Source organism: Aurantimonas aggregata (assembly GCF_010500835.1).
GTDB classification, from domain to species: domain Bacteria; phylum Pseudomonadota; class Alphaproteobacteria; order Rhizobiales; family Rhizobiaceae; genus Aurantimonas; species Aurantimonas aggregata.
On record NZ_JAAAMJ010000001.1, the window covers coordinates 1 to 26,241 of the forward strand.

Genomic DNA, 26,241 nt, shown 5'->3' on the forward strand with positions numbered 1-26,241 from the left:
CTACGACGACATCGTCGCCCACTGCTGTGACGCTTGGAACAAGCTCGTCGATCAGCCCTGGAAAATCATCTCAATCGGAATGCGGGACTGGGCGCATGAGTTCTGATCAGCGCACGTTGGTATCAGCTATGCGGGATGAAATTGGGGAAGTCGTCGGGGCTAAGGCCCCAGACCTGCGTCACCAGATAGAACGCAGCAAAGACCACGCTGGCCAGAATCGTCGTCTGGATGAACTTGCGGCCCATCCGCGCGTTCGACGGCGCCCCGTGGTCGGTGCCAAGCGTCACCTGGTCGTTCTCGATCTGGGAACGGTGGCCGAGCGGCAGAATGACGAACAGCGACGTCCACCAGATGATGAAATAAACGGCGAGCGCCGAGATCCAGCCCATCGTCACGCCTCCTCTAGTTCGGTGAGTGTGCCGAACAGATCGCCCGGATGCACGAACAGCACCGGTCTGCCATGGGCCCCTATCATAGGCTCCCCGTCGCCGAGCACCCGGCCGCCGGCGGCCAGGATCCGGTCCCGGGCGACCCTGATGTCACTCACTTCGTAGCACACATGATGCATGCCGCCTTTTGGGCTCTTTGCCAGGAAGGCCGCAATCGGCGAATTGTCGCCGAGCGGTTCAAGCAGTTCGAGCTTGGTGTTGCCGAGATCGACGAACACCACCGTCACGCCATGCTCCGGCAGCGCCAGCGGTGCCGATATCTCGGCACCGAGCATTGCCTGGTAGCGCTCGACCGCGACGGAAAGATCCGGCACGGCGAGCGCCACATGGTTCAGGCGACCGAGCATCGCGCTTCCTCAGGAACGGGTGACGAACACCGTCACGATCGGCTTCTTGCCCCAGGCCTCGAAGGCTGCCCCGCGGACGGCCCGCCGAACCGATTCCGCCACGAGGTCGAGGTCCTTGCGCCGGTTGGGCGGGATGCTCTCGACGGCGCCCGCGGCGGCGTCGATCATGATCTCCTCGATCTCCTCGCCGCCAGCATCGTCTTTCGGCATGCCGAGCGCGACGAGGTCGGGATCCTCGCGCATCTGCAGCTTGGCGGTCAATTCGACCAGCACCGAAACCTGCCCGACATTCGACAGCCGGCGCCGTTCGTTGATGCCCATCTCTTCGGCCGAGCCGATCAGGCGGCCATCCTTGTAGAGACGGCCGACCGGGACCTCGTCGATGATCGCGGCGGCACCCGGCGACAGTCGGACGACCCCGCCATTGCGCACCGGGATGACCTCGCGCACGCCGAGTTCGCTTGCCAGCAGCGCGTGCGCCGCCAGATGCGCCGCCTCGCCATGGGCGGGGATGGCGATCTTCGGCCGAACCCACTCGTACATCTGGCGCATTTCGCTGCGCCGCGGGTGACCGGACACGTGGACGAGCTTGGCGCCGTCCTCCAGCACCTCGATGCCACGTTCGACCAGGGCGTTCTTGATCTCGATGATGCCCTTCTCGTTGCCGGGGATCGAGCGCGAGGAGAAGATCACCAGGTCGCCCTTGGACAGCGAGACCGAGGGGTGCTCGTTGCGCGACAGGCGCGCCAACGCGGCGCGGGGCTCGCCCTGGCTGCCGGTGAGGATGATCACGGCCTTCTCCGGCGGGATGTAGCCGAAATCCTGTTCGCCCAGGAACGGCGGAATGCCTTCCAGATAGCCGAGCTCGCCGGCGACGTCGCAGACTCGCCGCATCGACCGGCCCATCAGCAGGACCTGGCGCCCGGCGTCGCGCGCGGCGGCCGCGATCGAGCGGATGCGCCCGACATTGGAGGAGAAGGTGGTTACCGCCACGCGCCCCTTGGCGGCGCGGATGATGTCGCCGAGCGAAGCGGAGACTTCCTTCTCGCTGGGGCTGATGCCCTCGCGCATGGCGTTGGTCGAATCGGCGATCATCGCCAGAACGCCCTCGTCGCCGATCTCGCGCAGGCGCTTCTCGTCGGTCGGCTTGCCGAGGACGGGCGTCGCGTCGATCTTCCAGTCGCCGGTGTGGACGACCGTGCCGGCGGGCGAGCGGATCGCCAGCGCGACCGGTTCCGGGATCGAATGGGTGACGTTGATCGCCTCGATCTCGAACGGGCCGACCTTGAACCGGTCGCCGGCGGCGAAGATCTCGACCGGGATCTTCGGCGCGCCGGCCTCGCCTTCGCGCTTGGCCGCGAGCAGCGCCGCCGTGAACGCCGTCGCGTAGACCGGCACCTTGTTCAGCCGCGGCCAGAGATCGAGCAGCGCGCCGTAATGGTCTTCATGGGCATGGGTGATGACGATACCCTTCAGCGCATGCTTCTCTTCCTCGAGAAACCGCGTGTCGGGAAAGATCAGGTCGGCGCCCGGGAAATCCGGCCCGGCAAAGGAGACACCGCAGTCGACCATGATCCACTCGCGGTCTTCTTCCGGACCATAGCCGTAGAGGGCGAGATTCATGCCGATCTCGCCGATGCCGCCTAGCGGCACGAACAATAGCTCACTCAAGGATGTTCTTCTTTCGCGTCATGTCACGGCGCGGGAAGCCGCGCTCGATGGGTTTCGTTCTCAGTCCAAATTCGTCGTGGCGGCAGGAGCCGTCGTGTCGGAGGGCGCCTTGCGGGCGTCTGCCTCCAGAAAGAAAAGATCGCCGGCGGAAATCGCCATGCGCGTTTCGTCCTCCCGCAGGAGGATCAGCCGTCCGTCCTCGTCGAGCGCCTCGAACCGCCCGGCCAGTGTCCGATCCGCCATGGCGACGCGACATTCGGCGCCGACGCCGACCGCGACGCCCAGCCATTCGCGGCGAACGTCGTCGAAGCCCCGCCCCCGATCGAACCGGGACAAGGCGCCGGCGAGGCCTTCGGCCACGGCGTCGAAGACGGTATCGAGTGCCAGGTCGGAAGCCCCTTCCCGCGCCAGGGAGGTGACCGGATAGGGAGCCTCATCGGGTATCAGTGAAACGTTGACCCCGCAACCGATCACCACCGCCATTCGCCCGTCCGGCAACCGTTCGCTCTCGAGCAGGATGCCGACCGCCTTGGCGCCGCCGATCAGAACGTCGTTCGGCCACTTGACCGCGACCGCCGCCGCGTCCGGCAACAGCCAAGCGAGCCCGTCGCGAATGCCGAGCGAGGCGACGAGGGGCAGCTTCGACAGATGTTCGAGCGGCGCCGGGTCCATCAGCAGCAGGCTGGCGTAGAGATTGCCCGGCTCGGAGGCCCAGCTGCGCCCTCGCCTGCCCCGCCCGGCGGACTGCCGCTCGGCGGTGACCCAGAGCGGGCCCGGATCGCCGGAACGCGCCGCCTCCAGCGCCACGCTGTTGGTCGAGGTGACCTCGCCGAGCGCCAGACGCCGCGGTCCTGAAGACGCCCCTTCCACCGTCAGAAGAAGGTGCGGGCCGCCGCCTCGGCGGCGGCGAAGATCGGGCCGCCGACGAGGAGATAGACCGGGAAGATGAACAGCGCCGAGACGCCGAGGACGACGCGCAGTTCCGTCGCCATCGGAACGAAGTCCTCCGAGGCGTCGTCGAACCACATCACCTTGACGATCCGCAGGTAGTAATAGAGGCCGACGACGCTGGCGAGGACGCCGATCACCGCCAGCGCGTAGAGCCCCGCCTCGACCGCCGCCATGAAGACGAAATACTTGGCGAAGAAGCCGGCAAGCGGCGGCAGGCCGGCCAGCGACAGCATCAGGATGGTCAGGAACAGCGCCATCGCCGGATTGGTCTTCGACAGGCCGGCGAGGTCGTCGATGTCCTCGACCATGCCGTCCTTGCGCCGCATGGCGAGGATGACCGCGAAGCTGCCTAGCGTCATGGCCAGGTAGATCGCCATGTAGAGCAGCACGCCGCGCACGCCCTCGGCCGTACCGGCGGACAGGCCAACGAGGGCGTAGCCCATGTGGCTGATCGAGGAGTAGGCCATCAGCCGCTTGATGTTGCGCTGCCCGATGGCGGCGAACGCCCCGAACACCATCGAGGCGATCGAGATGAATACCAGCACCTGCTGCCAGTCGACCGTCAGCGGCCCGAAGCCCTGGACGGTGAAGCGGGTCAGCAGCGCCATGGCGGCGACCTTCGGCGCCCCGGCCATGAAGGCAGTGATCGGCGTCGGCGCGCCTTCGTAGACGTCGGGTGTCCACATGTGGAACGGCACGGCAGAGATCTTGAAGGCGAGACCGGCGAGGACGAAGACCAGGCCGACGATGATGCCGAGCGAACGCTCGCCGAGCGCGACGGACGCCGCGATCGCGTGGAATTCGATCTGGCCGGTGAAGCCGTAGATCAGCGATGCGCCGTAGAGCAGCATGCCCGACGACAGCGCACCGAGGACGAAATATTTCAGGCCCGCCTCGGTCGAGCGCACGGAATCGCGGTTGATGGCGGCCAGCACGTAGATCGCCAGCGACTGCAGCTCGAGCCCCAGATAGAGGCCGATCATGTCCCCGGCCGAGACCATCATCATCATGCCGGTGGTCGACAGGACGATCAGCACCGGAAACTCGAAGCGGTTGAAGCGCTCGCTTTCGGCAAAGCCGACGGACATCACCACCGCCGCCGCAGCGCCGATCAGCACCAGCACCTTCATGAATACGGCGAACGGGTCGAGGATGAACGATCCGCCGAACGCCACGCCGAGCGGCGTCACCAGCACCAGCCACAGCCCGGCGATGATGATCAGGGCCACCGACAGACCGGTGACGGTCTGGGCGCTGCGCTCCCCGGCAAAGACGCCGTACATCAGCAGCAGCATCGCGCCGACCGCCATGATCAGTTCGGGCGCGACGATCGGAAGGCTCGTGGCCAACATGTCCGAAAGCATAGGCGTTCCGTTCCCGCTGTTACTGTGCCCGAGCGACCGCCGAGGCGGCTTCGAGCGCTGCCGTGTAGCCGCCGACGAGGTTCTCGACGGAGACGGCTGTCACGTTGAAGACCGGCATCGGATAGACGCCGAAGAAGATGATCAGGATCACCAGCGGATACAGGAGAATCTTCTCGCGCCGCGACAGATCCAGGATCGAACGCAGGCTCTCCTTCTCGAGAACGCCGTAGATTACCCGGCGATAGAGCCAGAGTGCGTAGGCGGCCGACAGGATCACGCCGGTGGCGGCGAAGATCGCCACCCAGGAATTCACCTGGAACACGCCGATCAGAGTCAGGAACTCGCCGACGAAGCCGCTGGTCCCCGGCAGACCGACATTGGCCATGGTGAAGATCAGCATCACCACCGCATAGTTCGGCATGCGGCTGACCAGCCCGCCATAGGCGGCGATCTCGCGGGTGTGCATGCGATCGTAGATGACGCCGACGCAGAGGAACAGCGCGCCCGAGACCAGGCCGTGCGACAGCATCTGGAAGATCGCGCCTTCGACGCCCTGCTGATTGGCGGCGAAGATGCCCATCGTCACGAATCCCATATGGGCGACGGAGGAGTAGGCGATGAGCTTCTTGATGTCCGTCTGCACCAGCGCGACCAGCGAGGTGTAGATGATCGCGACGACCGACAGGGTGAACACCAGCGGCGCGAAGTCGGCGGAAGCCAGCGGAAACATCGGCAGCGAGAAGCGCAGGAAGCCGTAGCCGCCGAGCTTCAGAAGGATACCCGCCAGGATCACCGAGCCCGCCGTCGGCGCCTCGACATGCGCGTCCGGAAGCCAGGTGTGCACCGGCCACATCGGCATCTTCACCGCGAAGGAGGCGAAGAAGGCGAACCACAGCCAGGGCTGCATCGACGCCGGGAAGTCATGCGCTAGGAGATCCGGGATCGAGGTCGTGCCGGCGTCCCAGTACATCGCCATGATGGCGACGAGCATCAGCACCGAGCCGAGGAAGGTGTAGAGGAAGAACTTGTAGCTGGCGTAGATCCGCCGCTTGCCGCCCCACACGCCGATGATCAGGAACATCGGGATCAGGCCGCCCTCGAAGAACACGTAGAACAGCACGAGATCGAGCGCGCAGAAGACGCCGATGACCAGCGTTTCCAGGACGAGGAACGCGATCATGTACTCCTTCACACGGAACTGCACCGACTCGACGCTGGCGAGGATGCAGATCGGCATCAGGAAGGTCGTCAGGATGACGAACAGCATGGAAATGCCGTCGACACCCATGTGGTAGGTGATGCCGCCGCCCAGCCAGTCGGCCTGCTCGACCATCTGGAAGCCGGCGATGGTCGGATCGAAGTCGACCCAGATCCACAACGACAGGACGAAGGTGAACGCCGTCGTCCATAGCGCCACGGCACGGATGTTCCGGCGCGCCAGGTCGTTGTCGTCGCGGATGAACAGGATCAGCAGCGCCCCGACCAGCGGCAGGAACGTGACGGTCGAGAGGATCGGCCAGTCGGTCATCAATTGACTCCCCCGAGCATCATCCACGTGACGAGCGCGGCGACGCCGATCAGCATCGCGAAGGCATAGTGGTAGAGATAGCCGGTCTGCAGCCGCACGACGTGGTTGGTGACGCCGAGCACCCGCGCCGAGACGCCGTCGGGCCCGAGCCCGTCGATGATCCGCCCGTCACCGGTCTTCCAGAGCATGCGGCCGAGCGCGATCGCCGGACGCACGAACAGGAAGTTGTAGAGCTCGTCGAAGTACCACTTGTTGAGCAGGAACTGGTAGAGGCCGCGATGGCGCTCCGCCAGGCGACGCGGCTGTTCCGGAAAGCGGATGTAGAAGAGCCAGGCCAGCGCGAAGCCGAGTGCCATCATCACCGTCGGCAGGAAGACGATCGCGAACGGGATCTCGTGCATGTCATGGAGAACGTGGTTCTCCGGCCCGGTGAACAGGGCACTGCGCCAGAAGGCGTCGTAGCCGCCGTCGATGAAGGAGTCGGCAAAGACGATGCCGGCAAGCAGCGCGCCGATGGCGAGGACGTAGAGCGGCACGAGCATCACCGGCGGCGACTCGTGGATATGGTGCATGACGTCGGCGGAGGCCCGCGGCTTGCCGTGGAAGGTCATGAAGATCAGCCGCCATGAATAGAAGCTGGTCAGAAGCGCAGCGAGCACGGTCAGGGCCCAGCCATACATGGCGAAGCTGTTGTGGCCGACGAAGGCCGCTTCGATCACCGCATCCTTGGAGAAGTAGCCGGCGGTGTACGGAAAACCGGTCAGCGCCAGCGTGCCGATCACCATCATCCAGTAGGTTTTAGGGATGTGCTTCCGCAGCCCGCCCATGCGGCGCATGTCCTGCTCGTCGGAAACGGCATGGATCACCGAGCCGGCGCCGAGGAACAGCAGCGCCTTGAAGAAGGCGTGGGTGAACAGGTGGAAGATCGCGACGCTGTAGGCGCCGACGCCGAGCGCGACGAACATGTAGCCGAGCTGCGAACAGGTCGAGTAGGCGATGACGCGCTTGATGTCGTTCTGCACGAGGCCGACCGTGGCCGCGAAGATCGCCGTGGTCGCGCCGACGAAGGTGACGACGGTCAGGGCGGTGTGGCTGAGCTCGAAGAGCGGCGACATCCGCGCAACGAGGAAGACGCCGGCGGTGACCATCGTCGCCGCATGGATCAGCGCCGAGACCGGGGTCGGGCCTTCCATGGCATCGGGCAGCCAGGTGTGAAGGCCGAGCTGCGCCGACTTGCCCATGGCGCCCATGAACAGCAGCAGGCAGACCGTGGTCAGCGCCGCGCCCATGCCGAGTGAATAGCCGGCGAAGCTCAGGACAGGCGCGCCAGTCGCCGCGGCGGCTTCCGCACCCTCCCCGCCCATCTGGGCCATGAGGTCGGCCGCACCGGCAAAGATCGTGTCGAGATTGACCGATCCGAACAGCACGTAGATGCCGAAGATGCCGAGGATGAAACCGAAATCGCCGACGCGGTTGACGATGAAGGCCTTCATCGCGGCGGCATTGGCCGACGGCTTCTTGTACCAGAAGCCGATCAGAAGATAGGACGCGAGGCCCACGCCTTCCCAGCCGAAGAACATCTGCACCAGGTTGTTCGACGTCACCAGCATCAGCATGGCGAAGGTGAACAGCGACAGATAGGCGAAGAAGCGCGGCCGATGCGGGTCGTGGTGCATGTAGCCGATCGAGTAGATGTGCACCAAGGCCGAGACGGTGTTCACCACCACCAGCATGACGAGCGTCAGCCTGTCGATCCGCAGCGACCAGGAAATGTCCAGCCCGCCGGACTGGATCCACGTCAGCAGCGTGACCCGAAGCGTCTCGCCGTTGCCGAAGCCGAAGGTGACGAAGGCGAACCAGGAAAGGGCCGCGGCGACGACCAGGAAGGCCGAGGTGATGTACTCGGCCTCCTTGGCGCCGATAGCGTTGCCGAACAGCCCGGCGACCAGGAAGCCGGCGAGCGGCAGCAGGACGATGATCTGATACACGCTCGATCAGCCTTTCATCGTGTTGACGTCGTCGACGGCGATGGAGCCGCGAATACGGAAGAAGACCACCAGGATGGCGAGGCCGATCGCGGCCTCGGCCGCCGCGACGGTCAGGATGAAGAGCGCGAAGACCTGCCCGACGAGATCGTTGAGAAAGGCCGAGAACGCCACGAAATTGATGTTGACGGCGAGCAGGATCAGCTCGACCGACATCAGGATCGTGATGATGTTCTTGCGGTTCATGAAGATGCCGAAGACGCCCGTGACGAACAGGATCGCTCCGACGGTAAGGTAGTGTCCGAGACCGACTTCCATTGCCAATTCCTTCGCTCTCAGATGCCCTTGCCGCTCTCGACCTTGCGGATCTCGATGGCGGTAGCCGGATTGCGCGCGACCTGCGTCGGGATCGACTGGCGCTTCAGCCCTTCCTTGTGTCGCAGCGTCAGGACGATCGCCCCGATCATCGCGACGAAGAGGATCAGCCCGGCCAGCTGGAAGAACAGGACGTAGCGCGTGTAGAGCACGGTCCCGAGCTGCTCGATGTTCGACATGGCCGCGAGCGGCAGCATCGGCATTGCCGTCGCGGCGGAAAGCTGCGGATCGTAGTAGCTGCCGGTCACCGCGATGATCAGCTGAGCGAGCAGGACCATGCCGATGATCGCCCCGATCGGCGCGTATTTCAGCGCCCCCTGCTTCATCCGCCCGAAATCGAGGTCGAGCATCATCACCACGAACAGGAACAGGATCGCGACGGCGCCGACATAGACGACGATGAGGATCAGCGCCAGGAACTCCGCCCCGACGAGCAGGAACAGCCCGGCTGCCGCGACGAAGGTCAGGATCAGGAACAGCACCGAGTGCACCGGATTGCGCGCGAACACGACCATCACGGCGGCACCGACCGCGATCAGCGCGAAGACGTAGAAGAACAGTGCCGGAAGGCCCAGCATGATCGGGCTCCTTGTGGTGGTCTTTAGGCCGCCCGCAGGCCGCCTTCTCGGAAAGTCAGGTGCTGGCGGAAGCCGGTCCCGCAGGCGAATTCGGGTGGTCGACCGGGGCGGAGAGGCCCCCGCCGCTTAGCGGTAAGGCGCGTCGAGCGCAATGTTGCGGGCGAGTTCCCGCTCCCAGCGATCGCCGTTGGCGAGCAGCCGTTCCTTGTCGTAGTAGAGCTCTTCACGCGTCTCGGTGGCGAACTCAAAATTCGGCCCCTCGACGATCGCGTCGACCGGGCAGGCTTCCTGGCAGAAGCCGCAGTAGATGCATTTCACCATATCGATGTCGTAGCGCACCGTCCGGCGCGTTCCGTCGTTGCGACGCGGGCCGGCTTCGATGGTGATGGCCTGCGCCGGGCAGATCGCCTCGCAGAGCTTGCAGGCGATGCAGCGCTCCTGGCCGTTCGGATAGCGGCGCAGCGCGTGTTCGCCGCGAAAGCGCGGGCTCACCGGGTTCTTCTCGAACGGATAGTTCACGGTCGCTTTCGGCGCGAAGAAGTACCGCATCGACAGGCCGAAGGCCTTGACGAACTCGACGAGAAACAGCGACCGGACGGTCTGGGCGATGGCGTTCATGAAAACCTAGCCTCCCAAGCTCGAGGCAACGACCGGTCCGACGAACCAGCCGACGATGGGAAAGAGGATCAACTGGGTGAACCGCGCGATATTCAGGGCGAGGCCAGGGCCAACCGGCTCCGACGCGCGCCGACGCGCCATCATGTCCCGCATGTAGCCGAGGACGAAGAAATCCGCGACGCCGATGAGGAGCCCAACCAGCGCACCGATGAAGGCCGGATCGCTCATAGACGCACCGGGCCCCAGCCCATGAACTGCAGCACGAAGGCGACGATCACGACCATCGCCAGCGAGATCGGCAGGAAGACCTTCCAGCCGAGCCGCATCAGCTGGTCGTAGCGGTAGCGCGGCACGAAGGCCTTCACCATGGCGAACATGAAGAAGCACAGCGCAACCTTGGCGAGGAACCAGATGACGCCCGGCACCCAGGTGAACGGGGCGAAGGCGAACGGTGGCAGCCACCCGCCCATGAACAGGATGGTCATGAGGCAGCACATCAGGGTGATGGCCGCATATTCGCCGAGCATGAACATCATGTACGGCGTCGAGCCGTATTCGACCATGAAGCCGGCGACGAGCTCGGATTCGGCCTCCGGCAGGTCGAAGGGCGGCCGGTTGGTCTCGGCCAGCGCCGAGATGAAGAAAACCACGAACATCGGGAACAGGCCGAGCCAGTGCCAGTCGAGGAAGGTGCCCGGCAGGCCGAGCATGGTGCCGATGCCGACCTGCTGTGCCAGCACGATGTCGGTCAGGTTGAGCGACCCGACGCAGAGCAGCACGGTGACGATGACGAAGCCGATCGAGACCTCGTAGGACACCATCTGCGCGGCCGAGCGCAGCGCGCCGAGAAAGGCGTATTTCGAGTTCGACGCCCAGCCGCCCATGATGACGCCGTAGACCTCGAGCGAGGAGATGGCGAAGACGTAGAGGATGCCGAGATTGATGTCGGCGATCACCCAGCCGTTGGCGACCGGCACCACCGCGAAGGTCGCGAGCGCCAGCGTCACCGCCACCAGCGGCGCCAGAAGGAAGACGATCTTGTCGGCACTCGCCGGGATCACCGGCTCCTTCAGGACGAACTTCAACAGGTCGGCGAAGGACTGGAACAGGCCCCAGGGCCCGACGACGTTTGGGCCGCGGCGCAGCTGCACGGCCGCCCAGATCTTGCGATCGGCGAGCAGGATGTAGGCGATCAGCACCAGGAGGACGACCAGGAACAGGACGCTCTGCGCCAGGATGATCAGGCCCGGGATGACGTAGAGGGAAAACATGTCTGCCACGGTCGCCGTCCCTTACTCTGCGGCTTCGAGCTGCGCGGCATGCGCAAGCTGCGAACATTCGGCCATCACCTTCGAGGCACGAGCGATCGGATTGGTCAGGTAGAAATCGCCGATCGGCGAAGCGAAGGAGAGACCCGAGAGCGTGGTTGCCCGGTCGGCGAGCGCCAGGACGCCCGAAGGGTCGGCTGGCTCGACGAAATCGGACTGCATCCACGGGTGCGACTGATACAAGTCCTGCCGCAGCGCCGCAAGGGAATCGAAGGGGAGCGTGCGTCCCAGCACCGCCGACAGGGCCCGAAGGATCGCCCAGTCCTCGCGGGCGTCGCCCGGCGGGAAGGAGGCGCGGCTGCCGACCTGTGCCCTGCCCTCGACGTTTACCCAGGTACCGGATTTCTCGGTATAGGCCGCGCCCGGCAGGATCACGTCGGCGCGGTGCGCACCGCGATCGCCATGCGTGCCGATATAGACGACGAACGGACCGGCCGCGATGTCGACCTCGTCGGCGCCAAGATTGAACAGCACGTCGACGCCACCCGACGTCATCGCCGCAAAATCCTGTCCGGCCTCGCCCGGGACGAAGCCGATGTCGAGCCCACCGACGCGCGATGCGGCGGTGTGCAGGACGTTGAAGCCGTTCCAGCCCTCACTGACCGCGCCGACCTGGCGGGCAAGCGCTGCGACCATGGCAAGCACGCCGGCGCCGTCACGCCCGGCAAGCGGGCCCTGGCCGAGGATGATCATCGGCCGCTCGGCCTTCATCAGCGCGTCGAAGAAGCCCTTGCTGGCGCCCTCGATGTCGGAGAGCGTGTCGCTGCCGGCGCCGAGATAGGTGGTGTCGTAGCGAAGGTCGATTGCCTCGCCGATCACCCCGATCGGGAAGCCGCCCATCCGCCAGCGCTTGCGGATCCGGGCATTGAGCACCGACGATTCGAAACGCGGATTGGCGCCGATGATCAAGAGCGCGTCGGCATCCTCGATGCCGGCGATGGTGGTGTTGAAGAGATAGGACGCCCGGCCATTGACCGGATCGAGCTGTGCGCCGTCCTGCCGGCAATCGAGACTGGTCGAGCCGAGCTCGGCCACCAGACGCTTCAGCGCCCACATCTCCTCGACCGCGGCGAGGTCGCCGGCGACGGCACCGATGCGGCTGCCGTCGACGCCCTCGACCCGCGCCTTGATGGCAGCGAAGGCCTCCGCCCAGCTGGCCGGTCGCAGCCGCCCGTCCTGGCGGACATAAGGCTGGTCGAGACGCTGGGTGCGCAGGCCGTCCCAGACGAAGCGGGTCTTGTCGGAGATCCACTCCTCGTTGATCTCGTCATTGGTGCGCGGCAGGATCCGCATGACCTCGCGGCCGCGCGTATCCACCCGGATCGCCGAGCCGACCGCGTCCATCACGTCGACGGTCTCGGTCTTCGACAGCTCCCACGGCCGTGCCTGGAAGGCGTAGGGCCGCGAGGTCAGCGCACCGACCGGGCAGAGGTCGATTACATTGCCCTGCAGCTCGGAGGTCATCGCCTGCTCGAGGAAGGTGGTGATCTCGGCGTCCTCGCCGCGGCCGACGAGGCCGAGCTCGGAGATGCCGGCGACCTCGGTGGTGAAGCGGACACAGCGGGTGCAGTGGATGCACCGCGTCATGATCGTCTTGACCAGCGGGCCGATATATTTGTCCTCGACCGCGCGCTTGTTCTCCTGGTAGCGCGAGCGATCGACGCCGAAGGCCATCGCCTGGTCCTGCAGGTCGCATTCGCCGCCCTGGTCGCAGATCGGGCAGTCCAGCGGATGGTTGATCAACAGGAATTCCAGCACGCCCTCGCGGGCCTTCTTGACCATCGGCGTGGTGGTGAAGACTTCCGGCAGTTCGCCGTTCGGCCCCGGGCGCAGGTCGCGCACGCCCATGGCGCAGGAGGCCGCCGGCTTCGGCGGTCCACCCTTCACCTCGACAAGGCACATGCGGCAATTGCCGGCGATCGACAGCCGCTCGTGGAAGCAGAAGCGCGGGATCTCGGCGCCGGCGGCCTCGCACGCCTGCAACAGCGTGAAATGGTCGGGCACCTCGACCTCGATATTGTCGACTCTCAGCTTGGTCATCTGCCAGATCCTGCCTATTCGGCCGCTACGAGCACGGGGCGAACCTCATGCGCATTGCGCGAGAACTCGTCGATCCGCCGCTCGATCTCGGCGCGGAAGTGACGCACCAGGCCCTGGATCGGCCAGGCGGCCGCGTCGCCAAGGGCGCAGATCGTGTGACCTTCCACCTGCTTGGTCACGTCCAGCAGCATGTCGATCTCGCGCTTCTGCGCGTTGCCCGTCGCGAGGCGTTCCATCACCCGCCACATCCAGCCTGTGCCCTCGCGGCACGGCGTGCACTGGCCGCAGCTCTCGTGCTTGTAGAAATACGAGAGCCGCGCGATCGCCCGGACGATGTCCGTCGACTGGTCCATGACGATCACCGCGGCGGTGCCGAGCGAGGTCTTGATGTCGCGCAGCCCGTCGAAATCCATCGGCGCGTCGATGATGTCCGCCGCCGGCACGAGCGGCACCGAAGATCCACCCGGAATCACTGCCAGCAGATTGTCCCAGCCACCGCGAATGCCGCCGCAATGCTTCTCGATCAGTTCGCGGAACGGAATGCCCATGGCTTCTTCCACCGTGCACGGCCGCTCGACATGGCCGGAAATGCAGAAGAGCTTGGTGCCGGTGTTGTTCTGCCGACCGATGCCGGCGAACCAGGCGCCGCCGCGGCGCAGGATCGTCGGCGCAACGGCGATCGACTCGACGTTGTTGACCGTCGTCGGGCAGCCATAGAGGCCGACATTGGCCGGGAACGGCGGCTTCAGCCGCGGCTGGCCCTTCTTGCCCTCGAGGCTTTCCAGAAGCGCCGTTTCCTCGCCGCAGATATAGGCGCCGGCGCCGTGGTGGACGATGATGTCGTAGTCCCAGCCGCATTTGTTGTCGCGGCCGAGCAGGCCCGCCTCGTAGCACTCGTCAATCGCCTGCTGCAGCGCCTGGCGTTCACGGACATATTCGCCGCGGACGTAGATGTAGCAGGTGTGCGCCGCCATCGAGAAACCGGCGTAGATGCAGCCCTCGATCAGCGTGAACGGGTCGTTGCGCATGATCTCCCGGTCCTTGCAGGTCCCGGGCTCGGATTCGTCGGCGTTGATGACGAGGTAATGCGGGCGGGCGGGATCGGCCTCCTTCGGCATGAAGGACCATTTGAGGCCGGTCGGAAAGCCGGCGCCGCCGCGCCCGCGCAGGCCCGACGCCTTCATCTCGTTGATGATCCAGTCGCGGCCCTTGCCGATGATCTCGGCGGTGCCGTCGAAATGGCCACGCTTCATCGCGGCCTTCAGGCTCTTGTCCCTGAGGCCGTAGATGTTGGTGAAGATGCGGTCTTTATCCTGAAGCATCTATCGTCTCCTCGCCCGCGTCATGCGCGGCCCGCGACGTCGCCCTGCAGCGCGCGCGCCTGGTCGATCCAGCGATCGCGCAGGACGCGGCCCCGGAAGTTCAGGTAGTTGTCGACCCAAACCAGCTCGGCCTCGCGCCACTCGGCGATCTGCCAGTAGTGGAACACGCCGAGCGCGTTGAGCTTGTTCTCGATCACCGGGCCGATGCCCTTGATCCGCTTCAGATCATCCTTGTCGCCGCGCGGTTCGGGCAACAGGTCGGTGGGCCGTTCGCCCGCCTCCTTCGCCGCGTCACCGCCCTCGCCCCGGCTGGCGAAGTGATCCTTCGCCGCGGGCCCCGGCGACGTATCCGACGTATCGGTTCGGTCGCCTTCGATCTCGGACGGGTCAAGCGGCACGTCACTCACCAGACCGGGCGTGGTGGCACGCCGATCACGCGCAACGCCCTCGTCGGGACGATACTTGCCGGCGATCGTCGCGGCCTCGGCATCGGCTTCCCGGGCACGCAGATTGCCACCCGCCGGCGCCTCGGCCACCGGGGTGTCACCGGACACCTGATCCGACTCGGCTGCGTCGCGATCGGCCTGGTCGCTGGGGCGCGCATCGACCGTACCTCCCTCTTGGCCGGATCCCGGGCGTGCGGCCGCGTCGACCAGCTCGTCCGTCACGTCCTCTTCGGCCGCATGGGAATCGTTCGCCGCATCGGCCTTGCCGGGGGCCGAAATGCTCGGATCGGTCTCTTCGGCGTAGCTGTCGGGACGGCCCGCCTTGGAATCGTCCTCGGTCACAGCCGAGCCGGCACCGCTGCCCTGCGGCGCAGCGCCCGATGCCGGTCCGTGCGCGCTGGCTTCCGAACCGCCGGCACTTGCCGTCTGCCCATCGGCGATCAGGTCGTCATAGTCGCCGGTGAGGCTGGTCAGGCCGCCGAGCGGCGCCGACAGATGGCGGCCGTTCTGGGGGCCGGGCGCGACGTCCGCACCCCTACCCGCCTCGAACAGATCGATGATCTCTTCCAGCCGCTCCGGCGTCAGATCCTCGTAGGTATCGTGGAAGACCATGACCATCGGCGCGTTGACGCAGGCCCCGAGGCACTCGACCTCTTCCCAGGACAGCGTCCCGTCGGCGTTGGTGTGGAACGGCTCGGGATGGATCTTGCTGCGGCAGACGTCCTTCAGGTCGTTGGCGCCGCGCAGCATGCAGGGCGTCGTGCCGCAGACCTGGATATGGGCTCTTGTGCCGACCGGCTTCAGCTGGAACTGGGTGTAGAAGGTCGCGACCTCGAGGACGCGGATCAGCGGCATCGCCAGCATGTCCGCGACATACTCGATAGCCGCCTTGGTGACCCAGCCATCCTGATCCTGCGCGCGCATCAGGAGCGGGATTACTGCCGACTGCTGACGGCCCTCGGGATATTTGCGGAGCGTCGCCTCGGCCCAGCGCGCGTTCGCCTCGGAGAAGGCGAACCCGGCGGGCTGGACGGTATCTTCCGCGAGACGTCTGACAGACATCGGACCTCGACTTAGAACCGGTTCAACATTGCGATGTTGCGCCGCGTTCTATCACATGAATGACAAAAGGCCAGTGGCCGAAAGCCGCACGGGCAGGCCCTTTGGCGGCCGCCTCGGCTTTCGGATGATGGCAGCAGGTAGTGGTTGGAAGACCGCCGCGACGCCGTGAAACCTGTCGCGACGGCTTGTTCGTTGGCAACGAGCGAACCGCCAACCGGCGGTCGCATACCGCCTTTGTCGTTGCTAGCGGTCGACCTCGCCGAAGACGATGTCGAGCGTGCCGAGAATCGCCGACACGTCCGCCAGCATGTGGCCCTTGCAAAGGAAATCCATCGCCTGAAGGTGAGCGAAGCCCGGCGCCTTGATCTTGCAGCGATACGGCTTGTTGGTGCCGTCGGCGACGAGATAGACGCCGAACTCGCCCTTCGGCGCCTCGACCGCGGCATACACCTCGCCTTCCGGTACGTGGAAGCCTTCGGTGTAGAGCTTGAAGTGGTGGATCAGCGCTTCCATCGAACGCTTCATGTGGGCGCGGCTCGGCGGCACGACCTTGCCCTCGGAAGCCGAGACCGGCCCGACGCGGTGCGCTCCCTGAAGCTGCTCGACGCACTGCTTCATGATCTTCACCGACTCGCGCATCTCGACCATGCGAATGAGATAGCGGTCGTAGCAGTCGCCGTTCTTGCCGATCGGGATGTCGAAATCCATCTCCTCGTAGCACTCGTAGGGCTGCGACTTGCGCAGGTCCCAGGCCGCGCCCGAGCCGCGCACCATGACGCCGGAGAAGCCCATCGCCCATGCGTCCTCCAGCGTCACAACGCCAATATCGACATTGCGCTGCTTGAAGATGCGGTTCTCGGTCAGCAGCCCCTCGATGTCGTCGCAGGTCTTGAGAAACGGGTCGCACCATGCGCCGATGTCGTCAATGAGCTGCGGCGGCAGGTCGACATGGACGCCGCCCGGACGGAAATAGGCCGCATGAAGCCGCGAACCCGAGGCTCGCTCGTAGAAGCCCATCAGCTTCTCGCGTTCCTCGAAGCCCCACAGCGGCGGCGTCAGGGCGCCGACGTCCATGGCCTGCGTCGTCACGTTCAACAGATGCGACAGGATCCGGCCGATCTCGCTGTAGAGGACGCGGATCAGCTGTCCGCGCTTCGGCACGTCGACACCCACCAGCCGTTCGATGGCGAGGCAGAAGGCATGTTCCTGGTTCATCGGCGCGACGTAGTCGAGCCGGTCGAAATACGGGATCGCCTGCAGGTAGGTCTTGTGTTCGATCAGCTTCTCGGTGCCGCGGTGCAGGAGGCCGATATGCGGGTCGACCCGCTCCACCACCTCGCCGTCCAGCTCGAGCACCAGGCGCAACACGCCGTGCGCGGCCGGATGCTGCGGGCCGAAATTGATGTTGAAGTTGCGGACGTCGATCTCAGCCATGCGGCTCTTCCTGCGTGGGCGCGACTTTGGCGAAGAATTCCGCGCCGGTCAGCATCTCGGTCTGGTTGGCGAAGGCGTACCAGTGCGGCTTGGAGTCGACGAAGATCTGCCGGGCAAATGGCGGCTCGCCGAGATCGTCTATCGCCGTCGCCGACAGCGCGTAATGCTCGCCATCGACGCTTCGCCAGAACAGCGGTGTTCCGCAATTGCGGCAGAAGCCCCGCTCGCCCCATTCCGACGAACGGTAGATGCCGAGGGCGTCGATGCCCGCCGGAACGACGTTCGTGGCGCCCTCGACGGTCAGGAAGGGTCCTGCCGTCCAGCGCCGGCACGCATCGCAGTGGCAGGCGGCAATCTCGAGCTCCTCGAAGTCGGCGTCGATCCGGACGCCGCCACAGAGGCATTTGGCATGCAGGCGCTTCTGGCTCATCTCGCCCTCCTCCAAACCTACTGCTTGGCCTTCTCGTCTCCCGGCAGGACGTACTCCGTCCCCTCCCAGGGCGAGAGAAAGTCGAAACTGCGGAATTCCTGGCGCAGGTCCACCGGCTCGTAGACCACCTGTTTCTTCTCGTCGTCGTACCGCACCTCGACGAAGCCGGTCAGCGGGAAGTCCTTGCGCAGCGGATAGCCCTCGAAGCCGTAATCGGTGAGGATCCGGCGCAGATCCGGGTGGCCGGTGAACAGGATGCCGTAAAAATCGTAGGCTTCCCGCTCGTACCAGTCGGCGGCGGGAAAGACGTCGCAGATCGACGGCACCGGCTCGTCCTCGCCGGTCGAGATCTTGACGCGGATGCGCTGGTTCTGGCGCGGCGACAGGAGGTGGTAGACCACCTCGAAGCGCTTGACCCGGGCCGGGAAGTCGACCCCGCACAGATCGACGAAATTGACGAACTGCGTCTGCGGATCGTCGCGCAGGAAGCTCAGCACCCGCACGATGGCTTCCGGGGCCACCGTCAGCGTCAGCTCGCCGAAGGCGAAGCGGCGGTCGATCAGGTGTTCGCCGAGGGTCTCGGCGACGTAGTCGGCCAGGTCGGTGGTCGCAAATTCGCGCATGGAGGTCCCGCTCAGCGTTCGATCGTTCCGGTGCGCCGGATCTTGCGCTGCAGCAGCAGCACGCCATAGAGCAGCGCCTCGGCGGTCGGCGGGCAGCCCGGGACGTAGATGTCCACCGGCACGATCCGGTCGCAGCCGCGCACCACCGAATAGGAATAGTGGTAGTAGCCGCCGCCATTGGCGCAGGAGCCCATCGAGATGACGTAGCGCGGCTCCGGCATCTGGTCGTAGACCTTGCGCAGTGCCGGGGCCATCTTGTTGGTCAGCGTGCCGGCGACGATCATCACGTCGGACTGGCGCGGCGAGGCGCGCGGCGCGAAGCCGAAGCGCTCGGCGTCGTAGCGCGGCATCGACATCTGCATCATCTCGACGGCGCAGCAGGCGAGACCGAAGGTCATCCACATCAGCGACCCGGTCCGGGCCCAGTGGATCAGCTCGTCGGTCGAGGTGACGAGGAAGCCCTTGTCGGCCAGCTCGTCATTGATGTCGGTGACGAAAGGATCGGCGGGAGCCGGCGCCAGCGGCCGCGCCGGAGCTGCCCCGGCATCGACAGCCGGCGAACGCAGCAGCAGCGGCTCGGAACCCTTGATCAATCCCATTCCAACGCGCCTTTCTTCCATTCGTAGATGAAGCCGATCGTCAGCACGCCGAGGAACACCATCATCGACCAGAAGCCGAACCAGCCCAGCGTCCCGAAGGTCGCTGCCCAGGGAAACAGGAACGCCACTTCGAGATCGAAGATGATGAATAGGATCGACACCAGGTAGAACCGTACGTCGAACTTCATCCGCGAATCGTCGAACGCGTCGAACCCGCATTCGTAGGCGGAGAGCTTCTCGTCGTCCGGCGCCCTGAACGCCACCAGGAACGGCGAAACCAGCAATGCCAGACCGATGAACAGGGCGACGCCCACGAAGATCACGATCGGCAGATAGGATGCGAGAAGCAGGTCCATCGCCTCGAAGCCTCATATCGGGTTGCCGCGGAACGCCCGCAACGGGCGGATCGTCGCGGTAAACGTGTGCGTCTACCGATCCGTATCGGATCGAAGCACCGCGGCCAGCGTCTCGGCAATGTCTGCCGCAATGCGGCGAGAACTATCCCCTTCTCCGCAGCGAAGCAAGAAGCCCGGCGGCGGCGGAAGCGGTGCCGGGAAGGCTTTACCCGGAACACGAGACGTCGCGCTCCGCCGCTACCTCGGCTAGGCTTGCGTTCCCGCCCGCCGAGCGCTGCGGGCCAGCCTGCGTCCCGACGCCGCCATAGAGGAGAAAGCATCATGGAAGAACGCGAACCCACCGCCTGGCAGCCGATGTCGAGCGTTCGACGCGACGGCGCGCGGATCCTCGTGACGGTCCGCTCGGGCGAACAGGGTCCTGCCGAGGTCGACACAGTCCGCTGGACCAGCGTCCGCGGCGCCCCCGAGAAAGCCTGGGTGGCGACGGACACCGATGCCGATTCGCCGGTCGCCTATCAGGACGACGAGTTGCTGGCATGGATGCCCTTCCCCGAGCCGACGGCCGACCGCGAGACGGCCACGTCGCCGCTCTGGCCGGACCCGGCACTGGAAAGCGATTTCGAGGAGGAGCAGGGCTCCGGCATCTGACCGCCGCTTCGGCGGAGGCTCGCCGGGAACGCGAAGGGCATGGTCAGCCCGGAAACGGGGACCAACGCAATGTCATGACCGCAGGAATGACTGCGGCGTCCACGGCTTCGACGATGAATGCTTTGGGAGGGGATCGATACGGATCAGGTAGAAACTGGCGCGAGTGACGGGGCTCGAACCCGCGACCTCCGGCGTGACAGGCCGGCACTCTAACCGACTGAGCTACACCCGCGCTCGACCGCTTGTGGCGGCTTGTGAGCGGTCGTTTACGGGCATCCCCGGGGGCTGTCAAGCGAAAGCCGGCGAGAAAGCCGGCACAAGTCGGCGACCGTCGCCAACCCGTCATAAACGGCCGAAATGGGCGGGTTTTTCCTGACGGGCAGCAGAGGGTCGAAAGCGCTCAGGCGCGAATCACGGCGGCAAATCACAGGGCAATCGCGCCGGGCGAGCGGTTCTTGCCGCCCTGCCTGCCCTGACCGACTCTTGCCAGCGGAGCGGCAAAGTCCTAGACGGAGCCGGCGGGCGATTAGCTCAGTTGGTAGAGCGCCTCGTTTACACCGAGGATGTCGGCAGTTCGAACCTGTCATCGCCCACCATTCCCCGTAGAAGCCATCAGAACGCCGCCGGCGGCGCATTCTTGCGCGGCACCTTATCGTTGCCTGCAAGCCTCCCCCGACCTTTCCTACCCCCCAAACGCGAACGGCCGGGACATGCCCGGCCGTTCGACGCTTGCTGGCGGTTAAGCCTACTTGTTGTTGACGGCGTCCTTGAGACCCTTGCCGGCAGCGAATTTCGGCACGTTGCGCGCCGGAATGTCGACCTCGGCGCCGGTCGAGGGATTGCGGCCCTTGGAGGCTGCGCGGTGCGAGACGGAAAACGTCCCGAAGCCGACGAGGCGGATGTCGTCGCCCTTGGCCATTGCGCCCTGGATGATCTCGAAGATCGCGTCCACGGCGGTGCCTGCCTGCTGCTTGGACAGCTCGGCCTTGTCTGCCACGGCAGACACGAGTTCGTTCTTGTTCATTGGATACCCTCCTGATTCGAAAGTCGTAACGACTCCGTGAGCACGGTGGTCGACTTTCGCGGATCGTCAACGCTTCGGCAACGGCAAAGTGCCGGATTCCGGGGACTTTGCTAAAAAAATGCCGCCCCGGAGGGCGGCATTTTCGATAATCGGCTCTGTTGCGTTCAGTGGGCAACAGCCGTTGCGCCGTCGTCGACCAGCGGAGTCCCCGTCATCGGCTCCTCCTTCTCGGACCACTCGACCGGCACGAGCGGCTCCGTGAGGGCATGCTTGAGCACCTCGCCCATGCGCGAGACCGGGATGATCTCCATCCGGTTCTTCACGCTGTCCGGGATCTCGGCGAGATCCTTGGCGTTCTCCTCCGGGATCAGCACCGTCTTGATGCCGCCCCTGAGCGCCGCCAGCAGCTTCTCCTTCAAGCCGCCGATCGGCAGGACGCGACCCCGCAGCGTGATCTCGCCGGTCATCGCGATATCCCGGCGAACCGGGATGCCGGTCAGCACCGACACGATGGCCGTCGCCATTGCGACGCCCGCGGACGGGCCGTCCTTCGGCGTCGCGCCTTCCGGCACGTGGACGTGGATGTCGCGCTTCTCGAACAGCGGCGGCTTGATGCCGTAGTCGAGCGCACGCGAACGGACATAGGACGCCGCCGCCGAGATCGACTCCTTCATCACCTCCTTGAGGTTGCCGGTCACGGTCATCTTGCCCTTGCCCGGCATCATCACGCCTTCGATCGTCAGCAACTCGCCGCCAACCTCGGTCCACGCCAGACCGGTGACGACACCGACCTGGTCCTCGGATTCCGCCTCGCCGTAGCGATAGCGGGTGACCCCGAGATAGTCTGACAGGTTCGCCGCCGTGACCTCGACCTTCGTCGCCTCGCCCTTCAGGATCTGCGTCACCGCCTTGCGGGCAAGCTTCGTCAGTTCCCGCTCGAAGCTGCGCACGCCCGCCTCGCGGGTGTAGCGCTGGGCGATCTCGCGCAGGGCGTCCTCGCTGACCGAGAACTCCTCCGGCTTCAGGGCATGGTCCTTGATCGCCTTCGGCAGCAGATGCCGGCGCGCGATCTCGACCTTCTCGTCCTCGGTGTAGCCGGCGATCCGGATAATCTCCATCCGGTCCATCAGCGGCGCCGGGATGTTCAGCGTGTTCGCCGTGGTGACGAACATCGTTGCCGACAGGTCGTATTCGACCTCGAGATAGTGGTCCATGAAGGTGGCGTTCTGTTCCGGATCGAGCACCTCGAGCAGGGCCGACGACGGATCGCCGCGGAAGTCCTGGCCCATCTTGTCGATCTCGTCGAGCAGGAAGAGCGGGTTAGTCTTCTTGGCCTTCTTCATCGACTGGATGACCTTGCCGGGCATCGAGCCGATATAGGTCCGCCGGTGACCGCGGATCTCCGCCTCGTCGCGCACGCCGCCCAGCGCCATGCGGACATACTCACGGCCGGTGGCACGCGCGATCGACTTCGCCAGCGAGGTCTTGCCGACGCCCGGAGGGCCGACGAGGCACAGGATCGGACCCTTGAGCTTCGACTGCCGGCTCTGCACCGCCAGATACTCGATGATCCGCTCCTTGACCTTCTCCAGACCGTAATGGTCGGTGTCGAGGATCTCCTCGGCCTTCTTCAGGTCGATCTTGATGCGCGAGCGATTGCCCCACGGCAGGCCGAGCAGCCAGTCGAGGTAGTTGCGGACGACCGTCGCCTCGGCCGACATCGGCGACATCTGCCGCAGCTTCTTCATCTCGGCGTTGGCCTTCTCGCGGCCTTCCTTCGAGAGCTTGGTCTTCTTGATGCGGTCTTCCAGCTCGGCCATCTCGTCGCGGCCGTCCTCGCCGTCGCCGAGCTCCTTCTGGATCGCCTTCATCTGCTCGTTGAGGTAGTACTCGCGCTGGGTCTTCTCCATCTGGCGCTTGACGCGCGAGCGGATGCGCTTCTCGACCTGGAGAACCGAGATCTCGGACTCCATGAAGCCGAGCGCGCGCTCCAGCCGCTCGCGGACGCTGACGAGGCTCAGCATCTCCTGCTTCTCGGGCAGCTTGATCGCCAGATGCGAAGCGACCGTGTCGGCGAGCTTGGAATAATCGTCGATCTGCCCTGCAGCACCAACGACTTCCGGCGAGATCTTCTTGTTGAGCTTGACGTAGTTTTCAAACTCCGAGACCACGGAGCGGGCCAGTGCCTCGATCTCGACCGGATCCTCGTCGGCTTCCTCGATGATGTCGGCATAGGCTTCGTGCCACTCGGAGCGGGCCGTGAAGCTTTCGATCCGCGCGCGATCGATGCCCTCGACCAGCACCTTCACGGTGCCGTCGGGAAGCTTCAGGAGCTGCAGGACGTTCGCCACCGTGCCGACCTCGTAAATCGCTTCGGCGGCCGGGTCCTCGTCGCTGGCGTTCTTCTGGGTGGCAAGCAGGATCTGCTTGTCCGCGCCCATCACTTCCTCGAGCGCCTTGATCGACTTTTCACGGCCGACGAAGAGCGGGACGATCATGTGCGGGAACACGACGATGTCGCGGAGAGGCAGCACCGGGTAGAGGCTCGCTTCGCCCCCGCCGGAACGTTCGGATGTATGGGACATGGTGTTCCTTTCTACGGCATCACGCCGTCCAGGCCGTCCGCGGCAGACCTTCATCAAGCATCCGCGGCGAACGCCTCAATGATCACTATCTGGGCAGGGAGCCCCTGCCATTCAAGCGGTTGCGGCACTACGCACTGGTCATCAAACCGTCACCAAAGAGCCCGCCCCGGCGGGAAGCCGGGACGGGCTCCTGTCCGTCCTCAGAGAATCCCGATTTGTAGGAACGTCAGGCGCTGACGTTCTCCTTCTCGGTGCTGCGGTCCGCGTAGATGTAGAGCGGCCGCGCATTCCCCTCGATCACGTCCTCGGAGATCACGACCTCCTGCACGCCTTCCAGCGTCGGCAGGTCGAACATCGTATCGAGCAGCATCGCTTCCATGATCGACCGCAGGCCGCGCGCCCCGGTCTTGCGCTCAATCGCCTTGCGGGCGATCGCCGTCAGCGCGTCCGAATGGAAGGTCAGCTCGACATTCTCCATCTCGAACAGCCGCTGATACTGCTTGACCAGCGCGTTCTTCGGCTGCTCCAGAATCTGCACCAGGGCCGGCTCGTCGAGATCCTCGAGCGTCGCCAGGACCGGCAGGCGACCGACGAACTCGGGGATCAGGCCGAACTTCAAGAGATCCTCGGGCTCGACCTGGCGGAAGACGTCGCCGGTGCGCCGCTCGTCCGGCGAGGCGACATTCGCCGCAAAGCCGATCGAGGTCTTGCGGCCGCGATCCGAGATGATCTTGTCGAGGCCGGCAAACGCGCCGCCGCAGATGAACAGGATGTTCGCGGTGTCCACCTGCAGGAATTCCTGCTGCGGATGCTTGCGGCCGCCCTGCGGCGGGACGGAAGCCACGGTGCCTTCCATGATCTTCAGCAGCGCCTGCTGCACGCCCTCGCCGGACACGTCGCGGGTGATCGAGGGGTTGTCCGACTTGCGGCTGATCTTGTCGATCTCGTCGATGTAGACGATGCCGCGCTGCGCCCGCTCGACATTGTAGTCGGCCGACTGCAGCAGCTTGAGGATGATGTTCTCGACGTCCTCACCGACGTAGCCGGCTTCGGTCAGCGTCGTCGCATCGGCCATCGTGAACGGCACGTCGAGGATGCGCGCCAGCGTCTGGGCCAGCAACGTCTTGCCGCAGCCGGTCGGGCCGATCAGCAGGATGTTGGACTTCGCCAGTTCGACGTCGTTGTTCTTCGCCGCGTGGGCGAGGCGCTTGTAGTGGTTGTGCACGGCGACCGACAGGACCTTCTTGGCGAAGGACTGGCCGATCACGTAGTCGTCGAGGACCGCGATGATCTCCTGCGGCGTCGGCACCCCCTCGCGCGACTTCACCATCGAGGATTTGTTTTCCTCGCGGATGATGTCCATGCAGAGTTCGACGCATTCGTCGCAGATGAAAACCGTCGGCCCGGCGATCAGCTTACGGACTTCGTGCTGGCTCTTTCCGCAGAAAGAGCAATAGAGCGTGTTCTTGGAATCGCCGCCGCTCGTTTTGCTCATTCGTCTTTCCTTCCGATCCGGTCCCCTCCAGGGAATCCGTTTATCGCTTCCGCGTCGAGCCTATCGCCACTTCACCGGCTCGCATAGGACCTGCCGGGGCAGACCTGCGATTTCGCACCGCACATTGTCGCACATTACAGCGTAGGCGCGAATGCTTGAGTGGCGCTTAACACCCTGGCAGGCATTATCCGCCCGCAAGTGTGGCCGGGACGTGGCGTCTCAGCTCTTGACTTCGGTCTCGAGGGCCACCCGCGAGGAGTAGACCTTGTCGACGATGCCGAATTCCCGCGCTTCTTCCGCCGTCATGAAGTGGTCGCGATCGAGCGTCCGTTCAATGGTCTCGTAGTCCTGGCCGGTGTGCTCGACATAGACCTCGTTCAACCGGCGCTTCAGCTTGATGATGTCCTGGGCGTGGCGTTCGATGTCTGACGCCTGTCCCGAGAAGCCGCCCGACGGCTGATGCACCATGATGCGGGCGTTCGGCGTGGCGAAGCGCATATCCTTGTGGCCGGCGCAGAGCAGCAGCGAGCCCATCGATGCGGCCTGGCCGATGCACAGGGTCGAGACCGCAGGACGGATGAACTGCATCGTGTCGTAGATCGCCATGCCGCTGGTGACGATGCCGCCTGGCGAGTTGATGTAGAGGGCGATTTCCTTCTTCGGGTTCTCGGCCTCGAGGAACAGCAGCTGGGCACAGACCAGCGTCGCCATCGAATCCTCGATGGGGCCGGTGATGAAGATCACCCGCTCCTTGAGCAGCCGGGAGAAGATGTCGTATGCGCGCTCGCCGCGGTTGGTCTGCTCGACCACCATCGGGACGAGGTTCATCGCGGTTTCGACGGGATGTGTCATGGAAGCGTCTCGCTGCTAGGTCGGATGACGGCCACCGGGTGATGGCGCCACAGAATCAGGTCGGGCCTGCGACCCCGTAGATAGGGCTTTGCAATCGGCCAGTGCAAGGCGGGTTGACAGCGGCGGTATTT

25 protein-coding genes and 2 tRNA genes are annotated in these 26,241 nt (G+C 65.2%); 2 read left to right on the forward strand and 25 right to left on the reverse strand.

Annotation, left to right across the window (positions count from 1 at the left end; translation table 11 throughout):
• Window positions 1-122: 122 nt before the first annotated feature.
• From GTW51_RS00005 to GTW51_RS00100, 20 genes are all read right to left on the reverse strand, one after another.
• Window positions 123-389 carry a DUF1467 family protein gene (locus GTW51_RS00005; RefSeq protein WP_163041844.1) on the reverse strand — a complete coding sequence of 89 codons (267 nt, stop codon included), beginning with the start codon at window positions 387-389 and terminating at the stop codon, window positions 123-125.
• A 2-nt stretch (window positions 390-391) separates the two neighbouring features.
• Window positions 392-796 carry a methylmalonyl-CoA epimerase gene (mce, locus tag GTW51_RS00010; protein WP_163041845.1) on the reverse strand — a complete coding sequence of 135 codons (405 nt, stop codon included), beginning with the start codon at window positions 794-796 and terminating at the stop codon, window positions 392-394.
• Between the two features lie 9 nt (window positions 797-805).
• Window positions 806-2,419: a ribonuclease J gene (locus tag GTW51_RS00015; RefSeq protein ID WP_163042620.1), complete on the reverse strand. Its 1,614-nt coding sequence runs from the start codon at window positions 2,417-2,419 to the stop codon at window positions 806-808.
• A 108-nt stretch (window positions 2,420-2,527) separates the two neighbouring features.
• The gene (locus tag GTW51_RS00020) at window positions 2,528-3,337 is read right to left on the reverse strand and encodes a biotin--[acetyl-CoA-carboxylase] ligase (protein ID WP_163041846.1); all 810 of its coding nucleotides are present in this window, start codon (window positions 3,335-3,337) and stop codon (window positions 2,528-2,530) included.
• 2 nt (window positions 3,338-3,339) lie between these two features.
• Entirely contained in the window at window positions 3,340-4,782 is a 1,443-nt protein-coding gene (gene nuoN / locus GTW51_RS00025; RefSeq protein WP_163041847.1) for an NADH-quinone oxidoreductase subunit NuoN, read from the reverse strand.
• A 19-nt stretch (window positions 4,783-4,801) separates the two neighbouring features.
• Entirely contained in the window at window positions 4,802-6,310 is a 1,509-nt protein-coding gene (locus GTW51_RS00030; protein WP_163041848.1) for an NADH-quinone oxidoreductase subunit M, read from the reverse strand.
• Window positions 6,310-8,298, reverse strand: coding sequence for an NADH-quinone oxidoreductase subunit L (nuoL, locus tag GTW51_RS00035; RefSeq protein WP_163041849.1), 1,989 nt, complete (start codon window positions 8,296-8,298; stop codon window positions 6,310-6,312). The genes GTW51_RS00030 and nuoL overlap by 1 nt, the downstream gene beginning before the upstream one ends.
• Window positions 8,299-8,304: 6 nt before the next feature.
• The gene (nuoK, locus tag GTW51_RS00040) at window positions 8,305-8,613 is read right to left on the reverse strand and encodes an NADH-quinone oxidoreductase subunit NuoK (RefSeq protein WP_163041850.1); all 309 of its coding nucleotides are present in this window, start codon (window positions 8,611-8,613) and stop codon (window positions 8,305-8,307) included.
• Window positions 8,614-8,630: 17 nt separating this feature from the next.
• Window positions 8,631-9,251 carry an NADH-quinone oxidoreductase subunit J gene (locus GTW51_RS00045; RefSeq protein ID WP_163042621.1) on the reverse strand — a complete coding sequence of 207 codons (621 nt, stop codon included), beginning with the start codon at window positions 9,249-9,251 and terminating at the stop codon, window positions 8,631-8,633.
• A 123-nt stretch (window positions 9,252-9,374) separates the two neighbouring features.
• The gene (gene nuoI / locus GTW51_RS00050; RefSeq protein WP_163041851.1) at window positions 9,375-9,866 is read right to left on the reverse strand and encodes an NADH-quinone oxidoreductase subunit NuoI; all 492 of its coding nucleotides are present in this window, start codon (window positions 9,864-9,866) and stop codon (window positions 9,375-9,377) included.
• A gap of 6 nt (window positions 9,867-9,872) precedes the next feature.
• Complete coding sequence (locus GTW51_RS00055; protein ID WP_163041852.1) at window positions 9,873-10,094, reverse strand: hypothetical protein; 222 nt, start codon at window positions 10,092-10,094, stop codon at window positions 9,873-9,875.
• Entirely contained in the window at window positions 10,091-11,137 is a 1,047-nt protein-coding gene (gene nuoH, locus GTW51_RS00060; RefSeq protein WP_203565854.1) for an NADH-quinone oxidoreductase subunit NuoH, read from the reverse strand. Before nuoH ends, GTW51_RS00055 begins: the two co-directional genes overlap by 4 nt.
• 21 nt (window positions 11,138-11,158) lie before the next feature.
• The gene (nuoG, locus tag GTW51_RS00065; RefSeq protein WP_163041854.1) at window positions 11,159-13,234 is read right to left on the reverse strand and encodes an NADH-quinone oxidoreductase subunit NuoG; all 2,076 of its coding nucleotides are present in this window, start codon (window positions 13,232-13,234) and stop codon (window positions 11,159-11,161) included.
• Window positions 13,235-13,248: 14 nt separating this feature from the next.
• Window positions 13,249-14,556, reverse strand: coding sequence for an NADH-quinone oxidoreductase subunit NuoF (gene nuoF / locus GTW51_RS00070; RefSeq protein ID WP_163041855.1), 1,308 nt, complete (start codon window positions 14,554-14,556; stop codon window positions 13,249-13,251).
• A 20-nt stretch (window positions 14,557-14,576) separates the two neighbouring features.
• Complete coding sequence (gene nuoE / locus GTW51_RS00075; RefSeq protein ID WP_163041856.1) at window positions 14,577-16,064, reverse strand: NADH-quinone oxidoreductase subunit NuoE; 1,488 nt, start codon at window positions 16,062-16,064, stop codon at window positions 14,577-14,579.
• 243 nt (window positions 16,065-16,307) lie between these two features.
• A complete protein-coding gene (locus GTW51_RS00080; protein WP_163041857.1) occupies window positions 16,308-17,498 on the reverse strand; it encodes an NADH-quinone oxidoreductase subunit D in 1,191 nt (396 codons plus the stop codon).
• The gene (locus GTW51_RS00085; protein WP_163041858.1) at window positions 17,491-17,928 is read right to left on the reverse strand and encodes a GFA family protein; all 438 of its coding nucleotides are present in this window, start codon (window positions 17,926-17,928) and stop codon (window positions 17,491-17,493) included. The genes GTW51_RS00080 and GTW51_RS00085 overlap by 8 nt, the downstream gene beginning before the upstream one ends.
• A gap of 17 nt (window positions 17,929-17,945) precedes the next feature.
• Window positions 17,946-18,551, reverse strand: a complete 606-nt coding sequence (locus tag GTW51_RS00090; protein ID WP_163041859.1) for an NADH-quinone oxidoreductase subunit C — start codon at window positions 18,549-18,551, stop codon at window positions 17,946-17,948.
• Between the two features lie 11 nt (window positions 18,552-18,562).
• Complete coding sequence (locus GTW51_RS00095) at window positions 18,563-19,150, reverse strand: NuoB/complex I 20 kDa subunit family protein (protein ID WP_163041860.1); 588 nt, start codon at window positions 19,148-19,150, stop codon at window positions 18,563-18,565.
• The gene (locus tag GTW51_RS00100) at window positions 19,141-19,506 is read right to left on the reverse strand and encodes an NADH-quinone oxidoreductase subunit A (protein WP_163041861.1); all 366 of its coding nucleotides are present in this window, start codon (window positions 19,504-19,506) and stop codon (window positions 19,141-19,143) included. Before GTW51_RS00100 ends, GTW51_RS00095 begins: the two co-directional genes overlap by 10 nt.
• Window positions 19,507-19,827: 321 nt before the next feature.
• On the opposite strand from GTW51_RS00100, the gene GTW51_RS00105 reads away from it, so the two are divergent.
• Window positions 19,828-20,154: a hypothetical protein gene (locus tag GTW51_RS00105; RefSeq protein ID WP_163041862.1), complete on the forward strand. Its 327-nt coding sequence runs from the start codon at window positions 19,828-19,830 to the stop codon at window positions 20,152-20,154.
• A 155-nt stretch (window positions 20,155-20,309) separates the two neighbouring features.
• Here the strand turns inward: GTW51_RS00105 and GTW51_RS00110 are convergent.
• Window positions 20,310-20,386, reverse strand: a tRNA-Asp gene (locus GTW51_RS00110).
• A gap of 288 nt (window positions 20,387-20,674) precedes the next feature.
• Between GTW51_RS00110 and GTW51_RS00115 the strand changes: the two genes are divergently transcribed.
• Window positions 20,675-20,750, forward strand: a tRNA-Val gene (locus GTW51_RS00115).
• A 149-nt stretch (window positions 20,751-20,899) separates the two neighbouring features.
• Here GTW51_RS00115 and hupB read toward each other — a convergent pair.
• From hupB to GTW51_RS00135, 4 genes are all read right to left on the reverse strand, one after another.
• On the reverse strand, window positions 20,900-21,178 hold the full coding sequence (hupB, locus tag GTW51_RS00120; protein ID WP_163041863.1) for a DNA-binding protein HupB: 279 nt from the start codon (window positions 21,176-21,178) through the stop codon (window positions 20,900-20,902).
• Between the two features lie 164 nt (window positions 21,179-21,342).
• Window positions 21,343-23,763 (reverse strand): endopeptidase La, encoded by a 2,421-nt coding sequence (lon, locus tag GTW51_RS00125; protein WP_163041864.1) that lies wholly within the window; start codon window positions 23,761-23,763, stop codon window positions 21,343-21,345.
• A 226-nt stretch (window positions 23,764-23,989) separates the two neighbouring features.
• Window positions 23,990-25,258: an ATP-dependent Clp protease ATP-binding subunit ClpX gene (clpX, locus tag GTW51_RS00130; protein ID WP_163041865.1), complete on the reverse strand. Its 1,269-nt coding sequence runs from the start codon at window positions 25,256-25,258 to the stop codon at window positions 23,990-23,992.
• 219 nt (window positions 25,259-25,477) lie between these two features.
• Complete coding sequence (locus GTW51_RS00135) at window positions 25,478-26,110, reverse strand: ATP-dependent Clp protease proteolytic subunit (protein ID WP_163041866.1); 633 nt, start codon at window positions 26,108-26,110, stop codon at window positions 25,478-25,480.
• Window positions 26,111-26,241 lie beyond the last annotated feature (131 nt).